At 70.7% G+C, this 16,095-nt stretch carries 19 protein-coding genes; 8 read left to right on the top strand and 11 right to left on the bottom strand.

Annotated features, from left to right (window positions below):
• Positions 1–297: IS5 family transposase (locus tag BLR04_RS33500; protein ID WP_143022195.1), on the bottom strand; the 297-nt coding region annotated here is incomplete at its 3' end.
• Positions 298–361: 64 nt separating this feature from the next.
• On the opposite strand from BLR04_RS33500, the gene BLR04_RS42500 reads away from it, so the two are divergent.
• Positions 362–484 (top strand): hypothetical protein, encoded by a 123-nt coding sequence (locus BLR04_RS42500; RefSeq protein WP_281191774.1) that lies wholly within the window; start codon positions 362–364, stop codon positions 482–484.
• Between the two features lie 662 nt (positions 485–1,146).
• Here BLR04_RS42500 and BLR04_RS33495 read toward each other — a convergent pair.
• Genes BLR04_RS33495 through pstS form a run of 5 tightly spaced genes read right to left on the bottom strand, consistent with a single transcriptional unit; the run spans position 1,147 to position 5,632 of the window.
• Positions 1,147–1,845, bottom strand: coding sequence for a response regulator transcription factor (locus BLR04_RS33495; protein ID WP_245740816.1), 699 nt, complete (start codon positions 1,843–1,845; stop codon positions 1,147–1,149).
• 26 nt (positions 1,846–1,871) lie between these two features.
• Complete coding sequence (gene pstB, locus BLR04_RS33490) at positions 1,872–2,648, bottom strand: phosphate ABC transporter ATP-binding protein PstB (RefSeq protein WP_090772910.1); 777 nt, start codon at positions 2,646–2,648, stop codon at positions 1,872–1,874.
• Between the two features lie 15 nt (positions 2,649–2,663).
• Positions 2,664–3,539: a phosphate ABC transporter permease PstA gene (pstA, locus tag BLR04_RS33485; RefSeq protein WP_090772908.1), complete on the bottom strand. Its 876-nt coding sequence runs from the start codon at positions 3,537–3,539 to the stop codon at positions 2,664–2,666.
• Positions 3,536–4,519: a phosphate ABC transporter permease subunit PstC gene (pstC, locus tag BLR04_RS33480; RefSeq protein WP_090772906.1), complete on the bottom strand. Its 984-nt coding sequence runs from the start codon at positions 4,517–4,519 to the stop codon at positions 3,536–3,538. The genes pstA and pstC overlap by 4 nt, the downstream gene beginning before the upstream one ends.
• Before the next feature lie 6 nt (positions 4,520–4,525).
• Positions 4,526–5,632, bottom strand: coding sequence for a phosphate ABC transporter substrate-binding protein PstS (gene pstS / locus BLR04_RS33475; RefSeq protein WP_090772904.1), 1,107 nt, complete (start codon positions 5,630–5,632; stop codon positions 4,526–4,528).
• A 147-nt stretch (positions 5,633–5,779) separates the two neighbouring features.
• On the opposite strand from pstS, the gene BLR04_RS33470 reads away from it, so the two are divergent.
• Together BLR04_RS33470 and BLR04_RS33465 are read left to right on the top strand one after the other, a co-directional pair.
• Complete coding sequence (locus BLR04_RS33470; RefSeq protein WP_218129264.1) at positions 5,780–6,226, top strand: low molecular weight protein-tyrosine-phosphatase; 447 nt, start codon at positions 5,780–5,782, stop codon at positions 6,224–6,226.
• Positions 6,213–6,998 carry a fructosamine kinase family protein gene (locus BLR04_RS33465; RefSeq protein ID WP_090772900.1) on the top strand — a complete coding sequence of 262 codons (786 nt, stop codon included), beginning with the start codon at positions 6,213–6,215 and terminating at the stop codon, positions 6,996–6,998. Before BLR04_RS33470 ends, BLR04_RS33465 begins: the two co-directional genes overlap by 14 nt.
• On the opposite strand, the gene BLR04_RS33460 is transcribed toward BLR04_RS33465, so the two are convergent.
• Positions 6,995–7,867, bottom strand: a complete 873-nt coding sequence (locus BLR04_RS33460) for a TetR/AcrR family transcriptional regulator (RefSeq protein ID WP_090772898.1) — start codon at positions 7,865–7,867, stop codon at positions 6,995–6,997. The genes BLR04_RS33465 and BLR04_RS33460 overlap by 4 nt on opposite strands.
• Before the next feature lie 60 nt (positions 7,868–7,927).
• Between BLR04_RS33460 and BLR04_RS33455 the strand changes: the two genes are divergently transcribed.
• On the top strand, positions 7,928–9,613 hold the full coding sequence (locus tag BLR04_RS33455; RefSeq protein WP_090772896.1) for a right-handed parallel beta-helix repeat-containing protein: 1,686 nt from the start codon (positions 7,928–7,930) through the stop codon (positions 9,611–9,613).
• On the opposite strand, the gene hisN is transcribed toward BLR04_RS33455, so the two are convergent.
• Positions 9,610–10,407 carry a histidinol-phosphatase gene (gene hisN, locus BLR04_RS33450; RefSeq protein WP_090772894.1) on the bottom strand — a complete coding sequence of 266 codons (798 nt, stop codon included), beginning with the start codon at positions 10,405–10,407 and terminating at the stop codon, positions 9,610–9,612. The genes BLR04_RS33455 and hisN overlap by 4 nt on opposite strands.
• 98 nt (positions 10,408–10,505) lie before the next feature.
• On the opposite strand from hisN, the gene BLR04_RS33445 reads away from it, so the two are divergent.
• The gene (locus tag BLR04_RS33445) at positions 10,506–10,952 is read left to right on the top strand and encodes a DUF4442 domain-containing protein (RefSeq protein ID WP_218129263.1); all 447 of its coding nucleotides are present in this window, start codon (positions 10,506–10,508) and stop codon (positions 10,950–10,952) included.
• Positions 10,953–11,007: 55 nt separating this feature from the next.
• On the opposite strand, the gene sigJ is transcribed toward BLR04_RS33445, so the two are convergent.
• Positions 11,008–11,892 carry an RNA polymerase sigma factor SigJ gene (gene sigJ / locus BLR04_RS33440; protein WP_090772890.1) on the bottom strand — a complete coding sequence of 295 codons (885 nt, stop codon included), beginning with the start codon at positions 11,890–11,892 and terminating at the stop codon, positions 11,008–11,010.
• 134 nt (positions 11,893–12,026) lie between these two features.
• On the opposite strand from sigJ, the gene BLR04_RS33435 reads away from it, so the two are divergent.
• A complete protein-coding gene (locus tag BLR04_RS33435) occupies positions 12,027–12,452 on the top strand; it encodes a hypothetical protein (RefSeq protein WP_218129262.1) in 426 nt (141 codons plus the stop codon).
• Here BLR04_RS33435 and rsgA read toward each other — a convergent pair.
• Positions 12,381–13,436: a ribosome small subunit-dependent GTPase A gene (gene rsgA, locus BLR04_RS33430; protein ID WP_090772888.1), complete on the bottom strand. Its 1,056-nt coding sequence runs from the start codon at positions 13,434–13,436 to the stop codon at positions 12,381–12,383. The two genes, BLR04_RS33435 and rsgA, sit on opposite strands and share 72 nt — an antisense overlap.
• Complete coding sequence (gene aroA, locus BLR04_RS33425; protein WP_090772886.1) at positions 13,433–14,764, bottom strand: 3-phosphoshikimate 1-carboxyvinyltransferase; 1,332 nt, start codon at positions 14,762–14,764, stop codon at positions 13,433–13,435. The genes rsgA and aroA overlap by 4 nt, the downstream gene beginning before the upstream one ends.
• A gap of 91 nt (positions 14,765–14,855) precedes the next feature.
• Between aroA and BLR04_RS33420 the strand changes: the two genes are divergently transcribed.
• Both BLR04_RS33420 and BLR04_RS33415 read left to right on the top strand, forming a co-directional pair.
• The gene (locus BLR04_RS33420; protein ID WP_090772885.1) at positions 14,856–15,599 is read left to right on the top strand and encodes an SOS response-associated peptidase; all 744 of its coding nucleotides are present in this window, start codon (positions 14,856–14,858) and stop codon (positions 15,597–15,599) included.
• 158 nt (positions 15,600–15,757) lie between these two features.
• Positions 15,758–16,090: a TraR/DksA family transcriptional regulator gene (locus BLR04_RS33415; RefSeq protein ID WP_090772883.1), complete on the top strand. Its 333-nt coding sequence runs from the start codon at positions 15,758–15,760 to the stop codon at positions 16,088–16,090.
• Positions 16,091–16,095: the final 5 nt, after the last annotated feature.

The raw sequence follows: 16,095 nt of genomic DNA, 5'->3' as shown, positions 1-16,095 counted from the left end.
GTCGATGCTGACGGTGAACTCGACCTGGCCGATCGAGTCGTCCTTGACCTGCATCTCCTCCAGCAGCCGCGCCCAGGTGCCGTCCTGTTCCCAGCGTTTGAACCGCTCGTAGCAGGTCTGCCAGGGCCCGTACCGCTCGGGAATGTCCCGCCACGGCGCGCCGGTCCGCAACCGCCACAAAATGCCGTCGATCACCTGCCGGTGATCACGCCAAGGACGGCCCCGGCCGTCCATCGCCGGCAGCAGCGGCTCGATACGTGCCCACGCCTTGTCCGTCAGCTCACCACGTCGCACCACGACCGACATTCAACAGTGCATGTAGATCGTTTGTCAGACACTCTCTAGCGGGGTTGATCGTCGGGTGCGGGCCATCGCGCTGCTGGCCGACTGCGGTGGGGTTGATGGTCGGGTACGGGCCGTCGTGCTGCTGGCCGACTGCGGTGGCGTGGACGGGGTGCCGTGGCGGGCCGGGTGTTCGGGCTGAAGCGCGCGCTTCGGAGTGCAGGCGAGCCTCTGTGCGGGCTTGTGCTGCCAGGAGTCAGGATGCCTGTGGGCGATCAGGTGCTGTCAGGAGCCAGGAAGCCTGTGGGGCGGTTAGGTGCGGCTCAGGCACGGGTGGAGCTCGGAGGGCAGCTTGCAGCGGGTGGGCGGCTGCGTCCGGGAGTTGAGATTGAGGGACACAGTTGCTGCGGTCAGCGTCGTTGGGAGCGCCCGTCACCCATCGCCGGCCACGGGGTCAGGGCCGGGGTGTCGGCGGTGCCGGCTGTCCGGATGAGGGTGTGACGAACGGCCGGCTCGTTCGGGCCGTCCCAGCGCTGGGCAGTGGTGAGCGTGCGTCATGGTCCGGCGCGGGCCGTGGTGAGCGTGGGTCGTGCCGCGTGGCGGTGGTTCGGCGCGGGCCGTGGTGAGACGTGGGTCGTGCGGCGTGGCTGTGGTCCGGGGTGGGTCTGGTCGGGGTTGGTGGGTGTGGCTGCGTTGCCGCGGTCCAGCAGCGTGGGGAGTCCTGGGGGGTGTGACGGTTGGAGGTGTCGTCGGTGGGTTGTGCCGTGGTCCGGTATGAGCTCCGGGCTGTGGGGGTGACTACGCCGTCGCGGTCCTTGGGAGTGCACCAGGTGAGGAGCGCGACGGGGGTGGTGTAGTCGGGGGTTAGGCGGATCTGGCGGAACTCGTGGGGGTGACGAGGCGGTAGCCGACTCCGCGGACGGTCTGGATGAGCTGGTCGTCCTCGTCGCCCAGGCGGGCGCGCAGGCGCTTGACGTGCACCGCGATCGTGTTGGTCGAGGTGTTCGCGGCCGCGTGCCAGACGTGGCGCATGATCTGTTCGCGGGTGACCGTGCGGTCGGCGTTGCGCATCAGGTACTGCAGGAGCTCGAACTCGCGCAGCGGCAGGTGCACGGCCTGGCCGTCCACGCGTACCTGGTAGGCGTTGACGTCGAGCTCCACGCCGCCGACGGTCAGGAGCTTGCGCGACTCTGGCGAGGCCGCCTGGACGAACGGCAACAGCTCGGGCACGCGGTAGGGGCGTGCCACGCAGGCGGCGGCGCCCGCGCCGAGCGCGCGTACGGCCTGCTCGGCGTGTCCCTCGCCGACACCGATCAGGACGGGTACGGGGCGCGCCAGCCGTACGGCACGGACGAACTCCACCGCGTCGATGACCGGCAGGGTGGCCGAGACGAGCACGACGTCCGGCTGCAGGGCGCCGGCCTGCAGCAGCCCCTGGGCGCCGTCGGAGGCGCCGGAGACGGCCACGCCCTCCTGTTCGAGGGCGGTGGCCAGCTCCTGCACGATGGCGCGGTCGGGGTCGGCGATGAGCAGGATGGGCTTGGTCCTCGTGTCCCCGTTCATCGTGGATGTCACCTGCAGGTGGGTCATCAGCCGAAGCGCCCGGTGATGTAATCCTCGGTGGCTTTCTGGGATGGATTAGTGAACATGCGGGACGTCTCGTCCATCTCGATGACCTTGCCGGGTTTGCCCTGCGCGGCCAGGTTGAAGAAGGCCGTACGGTCGCTGACGCGGGCGGCCTGCTGCATGTTGTGGGTCACGATGACGATCGTGAACTCGTCCTTGAGCTTGGCCATGAGGTCCTCGATGGCCAGCGTCGAGATCGGGTCGAGGGCCGAGCAGGGCTCGTCCATGAGCAGGACCTGCGGCCTGACCGCGATGGCCCGGGCGATGCAGAGCCGCTGCTGCTGACCGCCTGACAGGCCCGCGCCGGGCTTGTTGAGGCGGTCCTTGACCTCGTTCCAGAGGTTGGCGCCCTTCAGCGACTCCTCGACGATGCCGTCCATCGTGGACTTGCTGACGCGGCCGTTGAGGCGCAGGCCGGCGGCGACGTTCTCGTAGATCGACATCGTGGGGAACGGGTTGGGGCGCTGGAAGACCATGCCGATCATCCGGCGGACGGAGACGGGCTCCACGGTGGGAGCGTAGAGGTCCTCGCCGTCGAGCAGCACCTTGCCGTCGACCCGCGCGCCGGGGATCACCTCGTGCATGCGGTTGAGCGTGCGCAGGAACGTCGACTTGCCGCAGCCCGACGGGCCGATGAAGGCGGTGATCGAGCGGGGCTCGATGGTCATCGACACGTCCTCGATCGCCTTGTGCGACCCGTAGTACGCGTCCAGTCCCGAGACCTGGATCTGCTTGGACATTGTGGTGATTACCCCCTATCGGCCCCTGGCGGGCGAGCGCCACCGCGCGATCAGGCGCGCCACCAGGTTGAGCAGCATGACGATCAGGATCAGGGTGAGGGCTCCGGTCCACGCCCGGTCGACGGCGGTGTCGTTGGGACGCGCCGCCTGGTCGAAGACGAAGAGGGGAAGCCCCATCTGCGGCCCGCTGAACGGGTCGGTGTTGATGGAGTTGGTGAAGAACACCGTCATCAGCAGGGGAGCGGTCTCGCCGGCGACGCGGGCGACGGCCAGCATGACGCCGGTGATGATGCCGGTGAACGCCGTCGGCAGCACGACCTTGACGATCGTGCGCCACTTGGCCACGCCCAGCGCGTACGAGGCCTCGCGCAGGTCGTTGGGAACGAGCCGGAGCATCTCCTCCGCGGACCGGACGACGGTCGGCATCATCAGGATGGACAGCGCGAGAGCGCCCGCCCAGCCGGAGAAGTCGAGGCCGAGGAAGAGGATCCAGAACGCGAAAACGAACAGACCGGCGACCACGGAGGGGATGCCGGTCATGACGTCGACGAAGAAGCTGATGGCCCGGCTCAGCCGGCCCTTGTTGCCGTACTCGACCAGGTAGATCGCGGTGAGCAGGCCGATCGGGACCGAGATGACGCCCGCCAGCAGCACCTGCTCCAGCGTGCCGATGATCGCGTGGTAGGCGCCGCCGCCGGCGTCCCTGGCGCCGATGCCGTTCATGGAGTGGGTAAGGAACTCCAGGTCGAAACGGCCCAGGCCGTTGCTGATGACGAGCCACAGCACGGAGACGAGCGGTACGACAGCCAGGAGGAACGCAAGATAGACCAGGCCTTGGACGACCCGGTCCTTGATGCGCCGGCTGGTGGAGATGTGTTGGATGGTCGTCATGCGCCGGCCCTCGCGTGCTCCTTACGGCGGTTGATCACCATGCGCGCGGCCATGTTGACCAGCAGCGTGATGACGAACAGCACCAGGCCGGAGGCGATCAGGGCGCCCCGGCCGATGTCGTTGGCCTCGCCGAAGCCGTTGGCGATGTTCGCGGCGATGCTGTTGGCGTGCGGGGTGAGAATCTGGATGGTGATGTCGAAGGTCGCCGGGAAGATCAGGGCGACGGCGATGGTCTCGCCCATGGCGCGGCCGAGTCCGAGCATCGCGGCGCTGACGATGCCGGGCCGGCCGAACGGCAGCACGGCCATCCTGATCATCTCCCAGCGGGTGGCGCCCAGGGCGAGGGCCGCCTCCTCGTTCATCCGCGGGGCCTGGAGAAAGACCTCGCGCGCGATGGCCGCGATGATCGGCAGGATCATGATGGCCAGGACGACGGCGCCGGCGATCATCGTCTTGCCGCCGATGATGCCCTCGCCGCCGAACAGGGGGAACCAGCCGAACGTCTCGTTCAGCCACTGCGACGGGGTGCGCAGCAGCGGCACGAGGAACGTCACGCCCCACAGGCCGTAGACGACGCTGGGGACGGCGGCGAGCAGGTCGACGAGGTAGCCGAGCGGGGCGGCGAGCCGGCGGGGCGCGTAGTGGGAGATGAACAGCGCCACACCGACGGCGATCGGCGTGGCGATGAGCAGCGCGAGCGCCGAACTGAGGACGGTGCCGAAAGCGAGAGCGGCGATGCCGAAGGACTTCTCGCTGTTGGGGTTCCAGGTCAGCTCCGTGAAGAAGTTGGCCTGGTTGGCCCGCAGGGCGGGGATGGCCTCGCTGATGAGGAACACGGCGATGGCCGCCATGATCGCCAGCAGGAGGACGCCCGCCGCCGTGGACAGGAAGCGGAAGGGCGCTTCACCGCGGCTGCGCCGCGAGGCGGACCGGCGCCTGGCCGGCCCGCCTCGACGGGTACGAACGTGTGTCGTCGTCATGGGGTCTTAGGAGATGGCCTCGACAGAGGCGCGGACCTTGGTGAGGAGGTCGCCGGCGAGCGGGGCGTAGCCCAGCTCGGTCAGCGCCGCCTGGCCCTCGTCGCTGGCGGTGTAGGTGAGGAAGCTCTTGACGAGCTTCGACTCCTCGGCCGGCAGGCCCTGCTCGCAGGTGATCTCGTAGGTCACCAGGACGATCGGGTACGCGCCCGCGGTCTTGGTGTTGTAGTCGATCGACAGGGCGAGGTCGTTGCCGGTGCCCTTGATCTCGGCGGTGCCGACGGTCTTGGCCGCGCTCTCCGGGGTGAGCTCGACGAACTCGCCGGAGCCGTTGGCGACCTTGGCCTTCTGCAGCTGGGAGTTCTCGGCGTACGAGAGCTCGACGTAGCTGATGGCGCCCTCCGTGTCCTTCACCGAGGAGGCGATGCCGTCGGAGCCCTTGGAGCCCTGGCCCTTGGCCTCGGCGGGCCAGGCCTTGGCCGGCTCGTACGGCCAGCCGTCAGCGGCGGTGGCCTTGAGGAACTTGGTGAAGTTGTCGCTGGTGCCCGACTCGTCCGAGCGGTGGAACGCCTGGATCGGGGTGGAGGGCAGCTGGGCGTCGGGGTTCTCGGCCTTGATGGCGGCGTCGTCCCACTTGGTGATCTGGCTGTTGAAGATGCCGGCCAGCGTCTTGGGGGACAGGTTGAGGCCGTCGACGCCGGGCAGGTTGTAGACCACCGCGACGGGGCCGGTCACCATCGGGATGTTGATGGCCTTGCCGGTCTTGCAGCGCTCGTCGGCCTGGGGGGCCTCTTCCGGCTTCAGCGCCGAGTCGGAACCGGCGAAGGCGATGGTGCCCTGGATGAACGACTGCACACCCGCGCCCGAGCCGCTGGGCTGGTAGTTCAGGGTGACACCGGGGTTCGTGGCCGTGAAGTTCTTCGTCCACTCGGTGATCGCGTTGGCCTGGGCCGAGGAGCCGGCGGCGTTGATGGTGCCGCTCAGGCCCGCGTCGGTGCCCGCGGAGGCGGCGGCCGTCGTGCCGGCGCCCGCCTCGGTGTTGTTGTCTGTGCCGCACGCAGCGAGCGAGAGCGCGCCGACGAGGGCGACGGCGGCGAGCCGGCCTGCATACTTCACGGTTGGGTTCCTCCCACTTGGTCCTTAGTCGCCATGAAGCTATGGGCCGAAGGTGACTCGGAGCCCCTGCCACGGGTGAACGTTCGGTGAACGCACCAGGTCACCCTCATGATGGGTGTTATGACTTATCGCGTTTGCGTAGTGTGCATGGGCAACATCTGCCGGTCGCCGATGGCCGAGGTCGTCCTCAGGAAGACGCTCGAGGACCGCGGGCTGGGCGACCGCGTCACCGTGGAGAGCGCGGGTACGGGCGGCTGGCACGCGGGCGACCCCATGGATGAACGGGCCCTGCGGATCCTCGCCCAGCACGGCTACGACGGGTCCGTCCACCGGGCTCGGCAGTTCACCCGCGACTGGTTCGACCGCTACGACCTGGTCCTGGCCATGGATCGTGACAACGTCGCGACGCTGCGCCGCCTCACGTCGGAGGAGGTGGAGGTGGAGCTGTTCCGCTCCTTCGACCCGGCCGCCCCCGAGGGCGCGGAGGTGCCCGACCCGTACTACGGGGGCCTGGAGGGGTTCGAGGAGGTGCTCGCGCTGGTCGAGGCGGCCGCGGAGGGCGTGGCCAAGCACATCGCCGATGAGATCGGCTGAGGACCTCGGCGGGTCCCACGGCCGGCGGCTGCGGCGGGGCGTGCTGGACGACGGGCGCGAGGTCTTCGTGAAGACCGGCGCGGCCTCGGATGCCTTCGCCTCCGAGGCTGCCGGGCTGCGCTGGCTGGGGGAGGTCGTGGACGTTCCCGAGGTCGTCGAGGTGGGGCGGGACCGGCTCGTGCTGTCCTGGGTGTGCGAGGAGCCGCCCACGCCGGCGGCCGCGGAGACGTTCGGGCGGGCGCTGGCGCGGCTGCACCGGGCGGGCGCGCCGGGCTTCGGGGCGCCGTGGCCGGGGTTCATCGCGACGTTGCCGATGGACAACGCGCCGGTCGACGACTGGCCCACGTTCTACGCCGCGCGCCGGGTGCTGCCGTTCCTGCGGATGGCGCGGCTGCCCGCGTCGGACGTCGTGCTGGTCGAGCGGGCGGTGGATCGGATCGCTGAGGTCGCGGGGCCCGCGGAGCCGCCGGCGCGGATCCACGGTGACCTGTGGAGCGGGAACGTGCTGTGGTCGGGCGGGTCGGGCGTGCTGATCGATCCCGCCGCCCACGGCGGGCACCGGGAGACCGACCTCGCGATGCTCGCCCTGTTCGGGCTGCCGTACCTCGACCGGGTGCTGGGGGCGTACCGGGAGGCGTTTCCGCTCGCGGAAGGGTGGCGGGAGCGGGTGCCGCTGCACCAGCTGCATCCGCTGCTCGTGCACGTGGTGCTCTTCGGTGGTGGGTACCGCGACAGTCTGATGGACGCGGTGCGGCGGGTGTCGGCGCTCTAGGTGGCCCGCTTTCGGTACGCGCGCTGGCGGCACGCCCGGGAGCAGTAGACGCGGGGGCGGCCGGAGTCGGCGGGGGTGATCGGTGCGCCGCATTCCCGGCAAGTTTCGTCACGGATTTCGTCACGACGGCGGACGAGGGCCTCGATGCCGTCGAGGAGGCGGGCGAGGCCGAACTCGAAGGAGTCCTCCGGGGTGTCCCAGCCGCCCGACTCCCACAGGTGGGTGAGCGCCGGGTAGCGGTCGAGGCGCTCGTACAGGGAGTCGCGGGCGCCCCACCACTCCTCCTCCGACACGCCGCTGCGGCGCTCCTCACTCCTGGTCTCGACGAGGAGCAGGGCCTCGGCGTCGAGGAAGCGGCCGATCAGGTTCGCGGCGGCGATGACCTCGGAGGGGCGCAGCGCGGTGCCGGTCAGTGCGGCGAGCAGCTCGTCGTAGCGGGCGACCGCGTTGGGGCCAGGGACGTGGCGGGTGCCGCGGATCTCGGCCAGCCACGGGTGCCGCCGGCGCAGCTCCCAGCCCTCACGGGCGACCTCCTCCAGACGGGCGCGCCAGTCACCGCCCGTGCGTCCCTCGGGGTCTTGGAGGTGGTGAGGGTGGTCGGGGTTCTCGGCGTGGCGGGGGGTCAGGACCTCGTCGCGCATGAGGTCTATCAGGTGGGTGCGGCTGGGGACGTGGCGGTAGAGGGACATGGTGGTGAAGCCGAGGCGGTCGGCCACCTTGCGCATGGACAGGCCCTCCAGCCCCTCCGCGTCGGCGAGATCGATGGCGGTGCGGACGATCCGGTCGAGGGTGAGGCCCGGCCGGGGCTCGCGTTCGCGCCACAGCAGCTCGACCACGTCGTCGGGGTCCGCGGCTCTGTCCTGCGTCATTGGCGCCTCTCTTGTTTATGGTGTACGAATCAGTTTACCCAATAAACAGGAGGGCTCAGCATGCTTCAGCTCCATGTCGCGGTCTCGGGGGACGACTCCTGGCCGGGCTCGGTCGAGCGTCCGTTCGCCACGCTCGAACGCGCCCGGTCCGCCGCCCGCGCGGCCACCGGCGGCGTCGTCGTCCATCTGAGGGGCGGTGTGCACGTCCTCGACCGGCCCTTGGAGCTCACCGAGGCCGACTCCGGCACGGTCTACCGCGCGTACGGCGGCGAGGAGGCCGTGATCAGCGGCGGCCGGCGGATCACCGGATGGCGGGAGCAGGACGGCGTCTGGGCCGCCGAGGTGGGCGACCTGGAGACCCGCCAGCTCACGGTCGACGGCCGCCGGGTGTCCCGCGCGTCCCGCGACGGCCTGCCTGGCACGCCGGTCCAGACCCCGACCGGGTACGTCACCGACGTCCCGCTCGGCTGGCACAGCCCTGGTGACGTCGAGTTCGTCCACCGCGGCGTCTACCCGTGGACGGAGGCCCGCCTGCCGGTGGGCTCCGTCGCGGAGCAGGACGGCGAGACGGTGATCACCATGGCCGGGCCGGGCTTCGAGCTGGCCATGAAGCTGTACGACTCCAGCTGGCAGGGCGTGTCGTCGCGCGGCCCCGGCCTGCCGACCAGGATCGAGAACGACGCCGGCTTCCTCACCGAGCCGGGCACCTTCGTGCTCGACCGGTCCCGCCCTGGTGACCATGTGCTGCGGTACCTGCCGCGGCCGGGCGAGGACCCAGAACGGACGGTCGTGGTGGCGCCGGTCCTGGAGACGCTGGTCAGGGTCGTGGGGGCGCGGGACGTGACGTTCAGCGGGCTCGTGTTCTCCGACGCCACCTGGTTGCGGCCGGGACGCCCCGAAGGGTTCCCGCACTACCACGGCAGCGGTTTCTACGAGGGCGGCGCCGTCGAACGGGCGATGCTGGGCGACGACGCATTCGTGACGTATCCCGCGAGTTCCGTCACGATTCCGGCCTGTGTGACGTTCGAGGACACGTCCGGGGTGGTCGTCGAGGGCTGCCGGTTCACCCGGCTCGGGGCCTCGGCGCTGGGCGTGACGGGCGGCGCGGACCTCACCGTACGCGGCTGCGGCTTCGACACGCTGTCCGCCGGGGCGATCGTGGTGTCGGGCAGCCGGCGGGCCACGATCGAGGACAACCGGGTGCGGGAGGTGGGGCTGGAGTACAGCGGATCGCCGGGCATCGCCGTGACCGGCACGCACGACTGCGTCGTCGCCCACAACGAGATCGCCGACGTGCCCCACTGCGGCATCGTCGCCGGTCCTGGCCGGGGCACCCGCATCCTGTGCAACCGCACCGCCGGCACCATGCAGGCGCTGGCCGACGGGGGCGGCGTCTACCTGTCGGGGGCACAGGGCGCATCGGACGCCGACGGGGCGGTGGTGCGGGGCAACGTGATCACCGACACGGTCACGCCGTACAACTTCGCGCTCTACACCGACTACGGCGCCAGCTGGGTCACCGTCGAGGAGAACGTCGTGCTGCGGGCCGACAACACCGCCGTGCTGCACGTCGCGCCGCCGCTGGAGAACGTCGTCTACCGGGGCAACATCTGGGACGCCGACCCGCTCGGGCACGATGACCCGCCCGCCGGGGTGACGTACGAGGGCAACGTGACCATCACCGACGAAAGCGAGCTGGCCGCCGCCGCGGCCGACATCATGGCGAAGGCAGGGCCGCGCGCCTAGCCCATGATGGAGGTGCCGTTGAGGCGGTTGATCACCTCGTCGTGCAGGACGCCGTTCGTGCAGACCAGGCTGCCGCCCTCGAGGCCCCGCACGCCGGCGACGTCGGTCCAGACGCCGCCGGCCTCCTCGACGATCACGGTGAGGGCCGCCATGTCCCACGGGGACAGCTCCGGCTCGGCCGACAACTCGGCCGCGCCCTCGGCGACCATCATGTGCGACCAGAAGTCGCCGTACGCGCGGGTCCGCCAGCAGGAGCGGGTCAGGTCGAGGAAGTTGTCCAGCTTGCCGGCCTTCTCCCAGCCCCCGAGGCTCGAGTACGAGAACGAGGCGTCCTCCAGGGACGACACCGACGACACGCGCATGCGGGTGGCCTTCGTGAGGCTCTTGCCGGTCCACGCGCCGCCGCCGGAGGCCGCCCACCAGCGCTTGCCGAGCGCGGGAGCCGACACCAGGCCGACGACGACCTTGCCGTACTCCATGAGGGCGATCAGCGTGGCCCACACGGGGACGCCGCGCACGTAGTTCTTGGTGCCGTCGATGGGGTCGACGATCCACGAACGGGCGCCCCGTCCGGTCTCGCCGAACTCCTCGCCGACGACCGCGTCGCGCGGCCTGGCCCGGCGCAGCGTGCCCCGGATGTTCTCCTCCACCGCCCGGTCGGCGTCGCTGACCGGCGTGAGATCGGGCTTGGTCTCGACCTTGAGGTCGACCGCCTTGAAGCGCCGCATGGTCAGGTCATCGGCGGCGTCCGCCATGACATGCGCGAGACGAAGATCGTCGTTATAACCCTGCACGGTCGCCCACGCTACCGTGTCGCTTATTTCGACATCAGTGGCCAACGCACCTTTTCTGGTAACACGTATTCCAGTTACCCGCCAGTAGCATGTCCACCATGTCAACAGATATCGGCGAGTTGCTGTGGGAAAGTGTCCCGTTCGCCCGAACTCTCGGGGTCGTTTTCGACGCCGTTTCCGAAGGGCGGGCGGTGTGCCACGTGCCCGACCGTGAGGACCTGCACAACCACGTGGGCGGGCCGCACGCGGGCGTTCTGTTCACGCTCGCGGAGACGGCGTCAGGGGCGGCCGTGCTGTCGGTGTTCGGCGACCAGTTGGCGCGCGTCGTACCGCTGCCGACGACGGCCACCATCGATTTCCGCAAGCTCGCGACGGGCGGGATCCGCGCGGAGGCGCGGCTCCTCGCGGAGCGGGAGGACGTGCTGGGACGGCTCGACGCGGGCGAGCGGCCGGTGTTCGACGTCGCCGTGGACATGACCGACGCGGAGGGCGTCCCGGTCGCCACCCTCTCGATCACCTGGACCCTCCGCCCCAACCGCCCCTGACAGGTTCGCGCCCACCCGGCGCGTGGTCCCTCCGCCCCCAGCGCCGCTGAAGGGCTCACCCCCACAGCCGGAGTTTGTCGGGGTTGCGGATCCCCCACAGGCGGGTGATCCGCCCGTCCGCGACCTCGAAGGCCACCACCGTCACGGTCACGCCGTCCCGCCGCGCCACCAGGCCGGGCCGGCCGTTCACCGAGCATTCCTCGATCGTCATGCCGGGCACCCGGTCGGCGATCTCGACGGCGTAGCGCGCGATCCGCTCGCCGCCCTCGAACGGGCGGAGCGCCGCGTTGACCTGGCCGCCGCTGTCGGTGATCGCCCTGGCCTCCGGGTCGAGCAGGCCGACGAGCGCCGCGATGTCCTTGGCCTCCCATGCCTGCTTGAAGCGCCGGACGACGGCGGCCTGCTCGGCCGCGGGGCTGACGGAGGCGCGCGCCTCGCGGACACGGTGGCGGGCGGACGAGGCCAGCTGACGGCACGCCGCAGGCGTACGGCCCACGATGTCGGCCACCTCGGCGAAGGAGTACCGGAAGACGTCGTGCAGGACGAACGCCACCCGCTCGGCCGGGGTCATCGATTCGAGCACGACGAGGAAGGCCATGTTGACCGACTCGTCGAGAGTCACGCGGTCGGCCGGGTCGTCGATCGACCCCGTACGTCCGGGCAGCGGCTCAGGGACCCACTCACCCACGTAACGCTCACGCCGGGCCCGCGCCGAGCCCAGCAGGTCGAGGCAGATGCGACCGGCGACCTTCGTCAGCCAGGCGCCCGGGGAGGCGATGCTCTCCTGCTGCGACCGCGGCATGGCGTACCAGCGGGCGTACGTCTCCTGGACGACGTCCTCGGCCTCGGCCAGCGACCCCAGCAGCCGGTATGCGAGGTTGATCAGCTGCCGTCGCTCGCTCATGATCACGCTCAAGCTGTCATCGGACGGGGTGGTCATCGGGCTCCCTCTCGCGCGGCTGTCTCGCCCGTCCGACGAGGCAGCTCATCGAAATGTCAGGACGCCTGACATATCCGGCTCCTGCGTCGTCGGACCTCGGGGACATCATCCAGCCCGACATTGAGGAGCAACCCGTGTACCTGCGTATCGTGATCGCCCTGCAAACCGTGGCCGTCTTCCTCGCCCCGATCACCGCGGGGCTGCTGCTGTCCTCGCCCAGCGGACACGTCCTGCACAGCGCCGCGGCGTACACGGTGTTCACCGTGGCGGTGGTGCACGTGATCACCGCGATCCTCGTCTGGCGGCCGGGCGGCGGATCGCCCAGGCCCATCGCGCACGCGGCCGGCTTCCTGGCGCTCACCCTGGCACAGGTGGCGCTGGGCATCGCGCACGTGCTGACCCTGCACGTCCCGCTGGGAGTGCTGATGTTCGGCGTGAGCGTCCTCCAGCTCAGCCGTCATGCCCGCGCGCGCGGTGACGCGGGGCGCTCAGGTCGTGGGGTCGGGGTCGCGGCGGACGTCGTCGGCCCCGCCCTCGCGACTGGCGAGAAGACGGCGTAGCGACTCGAGGCGGTGGGGGTCGGCGTTGCCGGCCGCCACCCACGCGTCGAGAGCGCAGTCGTCGCCCAGGTGGGTGCAGCCCTTCGGGCAGTCGACCGTGCCCTCCACCAGGTCGGGGAAGCCTGCAAGCACCGTCTCGACCGACACGTGGGCCAGGCCGAAGCTGCGTACGCCGGGGGTGTCGATGATCCAGCCGCCCTCGGGAAGCTCGAGGGCCATGGCCGAGGTGGACGTGTGGCGGCCGCGCCCGGTGACCGCGTTGACGTGGGAGACGGCCCGGTTGGCGTCCGGCACGAGCGCGTTGACCAGGGTCGACTTGCCCACGCCCGAATGCCCGACGAGCACGCTGAGGCGCCCCACGAGGTGGTCGCGCAGCTCGTCGAGCGACCCGCCCTTGTGCACCACGACGTGCGGGACGCCCAGCGGCTCGTACAGCGACACCAGCTCTTCTGGCGGCGCAAGGTCGGACTTGGTGAGGCAGAGCAGCGTGTCGATCTCGGCGTCGAACGCCGCCACCAGGATGCGGTCGATCATGCGGGGCCGCGGCGGCGGATCGGCCAGCGCGGTGACGATGACGAGCTGGTCGGCGTTGGCCACGATCGGGCGCTCGATGCCGTCGGTGTCATCGGTGTCGTCGGCCGAGCGGCGCAGCATCGACGTGCGCGGCTCCACGCGTACGACCCGGGCCAGCGTGTCGGGACGGCCGGACACGTCGCCGACCAGGGCCACCCGGTCGCCCACGACGATGCCCTTGCGCCCCAGCTCGCGGGCCTTCATGGCGACCACGAGCCGGCGCTGCGGCCCCTTGCGCTTGGAGCCCCTCGACGGCTCGGGCTCGACCAGCGTGGTGTACCGGCCCCGGTCGACCGCCACCACGAAACCCTCGACGGCGTCCTCGTGCGCAGGACGGATGCGGGTGCGCGGCCGCGACCCCTTGCCCGGCCTGACCCTTACGTCGTCCTCGTCGTACTGCCGCTTGCTCAGCGGTCCGCTCCCATACGCTCACTTCCCGTCAGCATCGCCGTCCACATCTGGACGAACTCGGGCAGGGTCTTGGCCGTGGTGGCGACATTCTCCACCTGGACGCCGGGCACCGCGAGGCCTATCACAGCGCCTGCGGTGGCCATGCGGTGGTCGTCGTAGCTGTGGAAAACACCGCCGTGGAGTGCGCGCGGACGGACGATCAGCCCGTCGGCGGTCTCCTCGGCGTCGCCGCCGAGCCGGTTGATCTCGGTGGCGAGCGCGGCCAGGCGGTCGGTCTCGTGGCCGCGCAGGTGGCTCACGCCCCTGATGCGGCTCGGCGTCGTCGCGAGCGCCGCGAGGGCCGCGATCGTCGGGGTCAGCTCGCCCACCTCGTGCAGGTCGGCGTCGATGCCGCGGACCTCGCCCGAGCCCGTGACCACCAGCTCGGAGCCGGCCTCGCGGGACACCGCGGCGCCCATCGAGGCGAGCAGCCCGCGCAGGGCGTCGCCCGCCTGCGTGGTCTGCTCCGGCCAGGACGGGATCGTCACCGAGCCGCCCGTCACGAGCGCAGCCGCGAGGAAGGGGGCGGCGTTGGACAGGTCGGGCTCGACGGTCATGTCTCTGGCCGCGATCGGGCCGGGCAGGACGCGCCACGCGTCGCGCTCGCTGTCGTCTACCGTGACGCCCGCCGCCCGCAGCATCTCGACGGTCATCTCGATGTGCGGCTGGGACGGCACCGGCGGGCCGACGTGGCGGATGGTGACGCCCTTGTCGAACCTCGCCGCCGTCAGCAGCAGCCCCGACACGAACTGGGACGAGCCCGAGGCGTCGATCGTCACCTCGCCGCCGGTCAGCGGCCCGCTGATCGTGAACGGCAGGGCGTCGTTGTCGATGTGCGCACCGAGCGCGCGCAACGCGTCGAGGATGGGCCCCATCGGCCGCTTGCGCGCGTGGGCGTCGCCGTCGAACGACACCGGGCCGTCGGCGAGGGCGGCCACCGGCGGGACGAACCGCATGACCGTACCGGCGAGGCCGGCGTCGATGCTCACCCCGCCCCGGATCGGGCCGGGCGTCACGTGCCAGTCGACCCCCGCGGCGCTTTCGCCGGAGGCGGTGAGGCTCGCGCCGAGCGCCCGCAGCGCCGACACCATCAGGTCGGCGTCACGGCTGCGCAGCGCCTGCCGTACGACCCCGGGGCCGTCGGCGAGGGCGGCGAGGAGCAGCGCGCGGTTGGTCACCGACTTGGAGCCGGGCAGCTGGACGGTGGCGGTCACCGGACCGGTCGCCGTCGGCGCCGGCCAGAGCTGGGCGGGCGGTGTCGCCGAACTGGATGACGTGGTGGCGGACATGGTCAAAGACTACTGGCCGTGCCACGAGGCGGTCGCAGCCTGTGGACGACTGCCACGGGCGGATGGGCGGGCGACGTGGCAGGGTGGGGGCATGTGCGGTAGATACGCGTCGGCGCGCAAGAAGCACGAACTGCTCGAGGAGTTCGAGGTCGAGCAGGACGGCGACCCCGAGCAGGAGCTCGGCGCCGACTACAACGTCGCCCCCACCAAGAACGTCTACGCCGTGCTGAGCCGCGTACCCAAGGAGGCCGAGCGGGCGGTGCGGCAGCTCAGGATCGTGCGGTGGGGTCTCGTGCCCGCCTGGGCGAAGGACCCGTCGATCGGGTCACGGCTGATCAACGCCAGGGCCGAGACGCTGGCCGAGAAGCCGTCGTTCCGGCAGGCGTTCGCCAAACGCAGGTGCCTGCTGCCGGCCGACGGCTACTTCGAGTGGATGCCGGTTGAGGGCGAGAAGAAGAAGCAGCCGTACTTCATCCACCCGTCCGACGGCGGGGTGCTGGCCATGGCGGGCCTGTACGAGTTCTGGAAAGACGCCTCGCGCGCCGACGACGACCCGCTCAAGTGGCTGGTGACCTGCACCGTCATCACCACCGACGCCGAGGACGGCCTGGGCCGCATCCACGACAGGATGCCGATGATGATCGAGCGCTCCCGCTGGGCCGAGTGGCTCGACCCCAAGCTGACCGACACCGGCGAGGCCGCGCGGATGCTGGCGAGCCCGGAGATGGGGCGGCTCACCGCCTATCCCGTCTCGACCGACGTCAACAACGTCCGCAACAATGGCCCGGACTTGGTCAAAGCTCTCCCCGAGTCAGAGGAGACGGCCCTTTTCTGAGGTGTAAAAACACGAAGAGTTGGGCATCCGGTGAGGAAAGCGATGCCACTCCTTTACCCACGGAGCGGCGTCGCTGAGTGATTCCCCCCAATTCCACACCGGGCTGGACATCCGGGGAAGTCCATGCCGCGGCTTCACTTACCCGGAGGTGCGGAGTCGTGGACGTCACGACCGCTCGTACGCGACTGGAAGGGATGCTCGCCGAACTCGACAGGTCGATCGGGGTGCTTCGGGGCGACCCCGTCGCCGTACGTGACCGCTCGACGGCCGACGCCGGCTCCGACCTGACCGACGCCGACCGGGCTCAGGCGATGCTCACCGTGGCCACCACCCAGCGCCGCGCCGTGATCGAGGCGCTCAAGCGGGTCGAGGAAGGCGTGTACGGCCTGTGCGTCGACTGCCGCCGGCAGGTGCCGGAGGGCCGTCTCGAGGCCCGTCCCGACGCGGCGCGCTGCGTCCAGTGCCAGGGAAAGCGCGAACGCCGCCGCTGAACCCA

The sequence above is a fragment of the Nonomuraea maritima genome, from assembly GCF_900100395.1.
Taxonomy (GTDB): domain Bacteria; phylum Actinomycetota; class Actinomycetes; order Streptosporangiales; family Streptosporangiaceae; genus Nonomuraea; species Nonomuraea maritima.
This window is presented reverse-complemented; position numbering and strand designations above follow the sequence as displayed.

What these genes read in the sequence shown, in the direction of transcription:
- aroA (WP_090772886.1), bottom strand. Translation starts at nt 14,764, where the DNA reads ATGTCCGCCACCACGTCATCCAGTTCGGCGACACCGCCCGCCCAGCTC.
- BLR04_RS33460 (WP_090772898.1), bottom strand. Translation starts at nt 7,867, where the DNA reads ATGACGCAGGACAGAGCCGCGGACCCCGACGACGTGGTCGAGCTGCTG.
- BLR04_RS33445 (WP_218129263.1), top strand. Translation starts at nt 10,506, where the DNA reads ATGTCAACAGATATCGGCGAGTTGCTGTGGGAAAGTGTCCCGTTCGCC.
- BLR04_RS33420 (WP_090772885.1), top strand. Translation starts at nt 14,856, where the DNA reads ATGTGCGGTAGATACGCGTCGGCGCGCAAGAAGCACGAACTGCTCGAG.
- pstB (WP_090772910.1), bottom strand. Translation starts at nt 2,648, where the DNA reads ATGTCCAAGCAGATCCAGGTCTCGGGACTGGACGCGTACTACGGGTCG.
- BLR04_RS33465 (WP_090772900.1), top strand. Translation starts at nt 6,213, where the DNA reads ATGAGATCGGCTGAGGACCTCGGCGGGTCCCACGGCCGGCGGCTGCGG.
- pstA (WP_090772908.1), bottom strand. Translation starts at nt 3,539, where the DNA reads ATGACGACCATCCAACACATCTCCACCAGCCGGCGCATCAAGGACCGG.
- BLR04_RS33495 (WP_245740816.1), bottom strand. Translation starts at nt 1,845, where the DNA reads ATGAACGGGGACACGAGGACCAAGCCCATCCTGCTCATCGCCGACCCC.
- BLR04_RS33470 (WP_218129264.1), top strand. Translation starts at nt 5,780, where the DNA reads ATGGGCAACATCTGCCGGTCGCCGATGGCCGAGGTCGTCCTCAGGAAG.
- pstC (WP_090772906.1), bottom strand. Translation starts at nt 4,519, where the DNA reads ATGACGACGACACACGTTCGTACCCGTCGAGGCGGGCCGGCCAGGCGC.
- sigJ (WP_090772890.1), bottom strand. Translation starts at nt 11,892, where the DNA reads ATGACCACCCCGTCCGATGACAGCTTGAGCGTGATCATGAGCGAGCGA.
- BLR04_RS33455 (WP_090772896.1), top strand. Translation starts at nt 7,928, where the DNA reads ATGCTTCAGCTCCATGTCGCGGTCTCGGGGGACGACTCCTGGCCGGGC.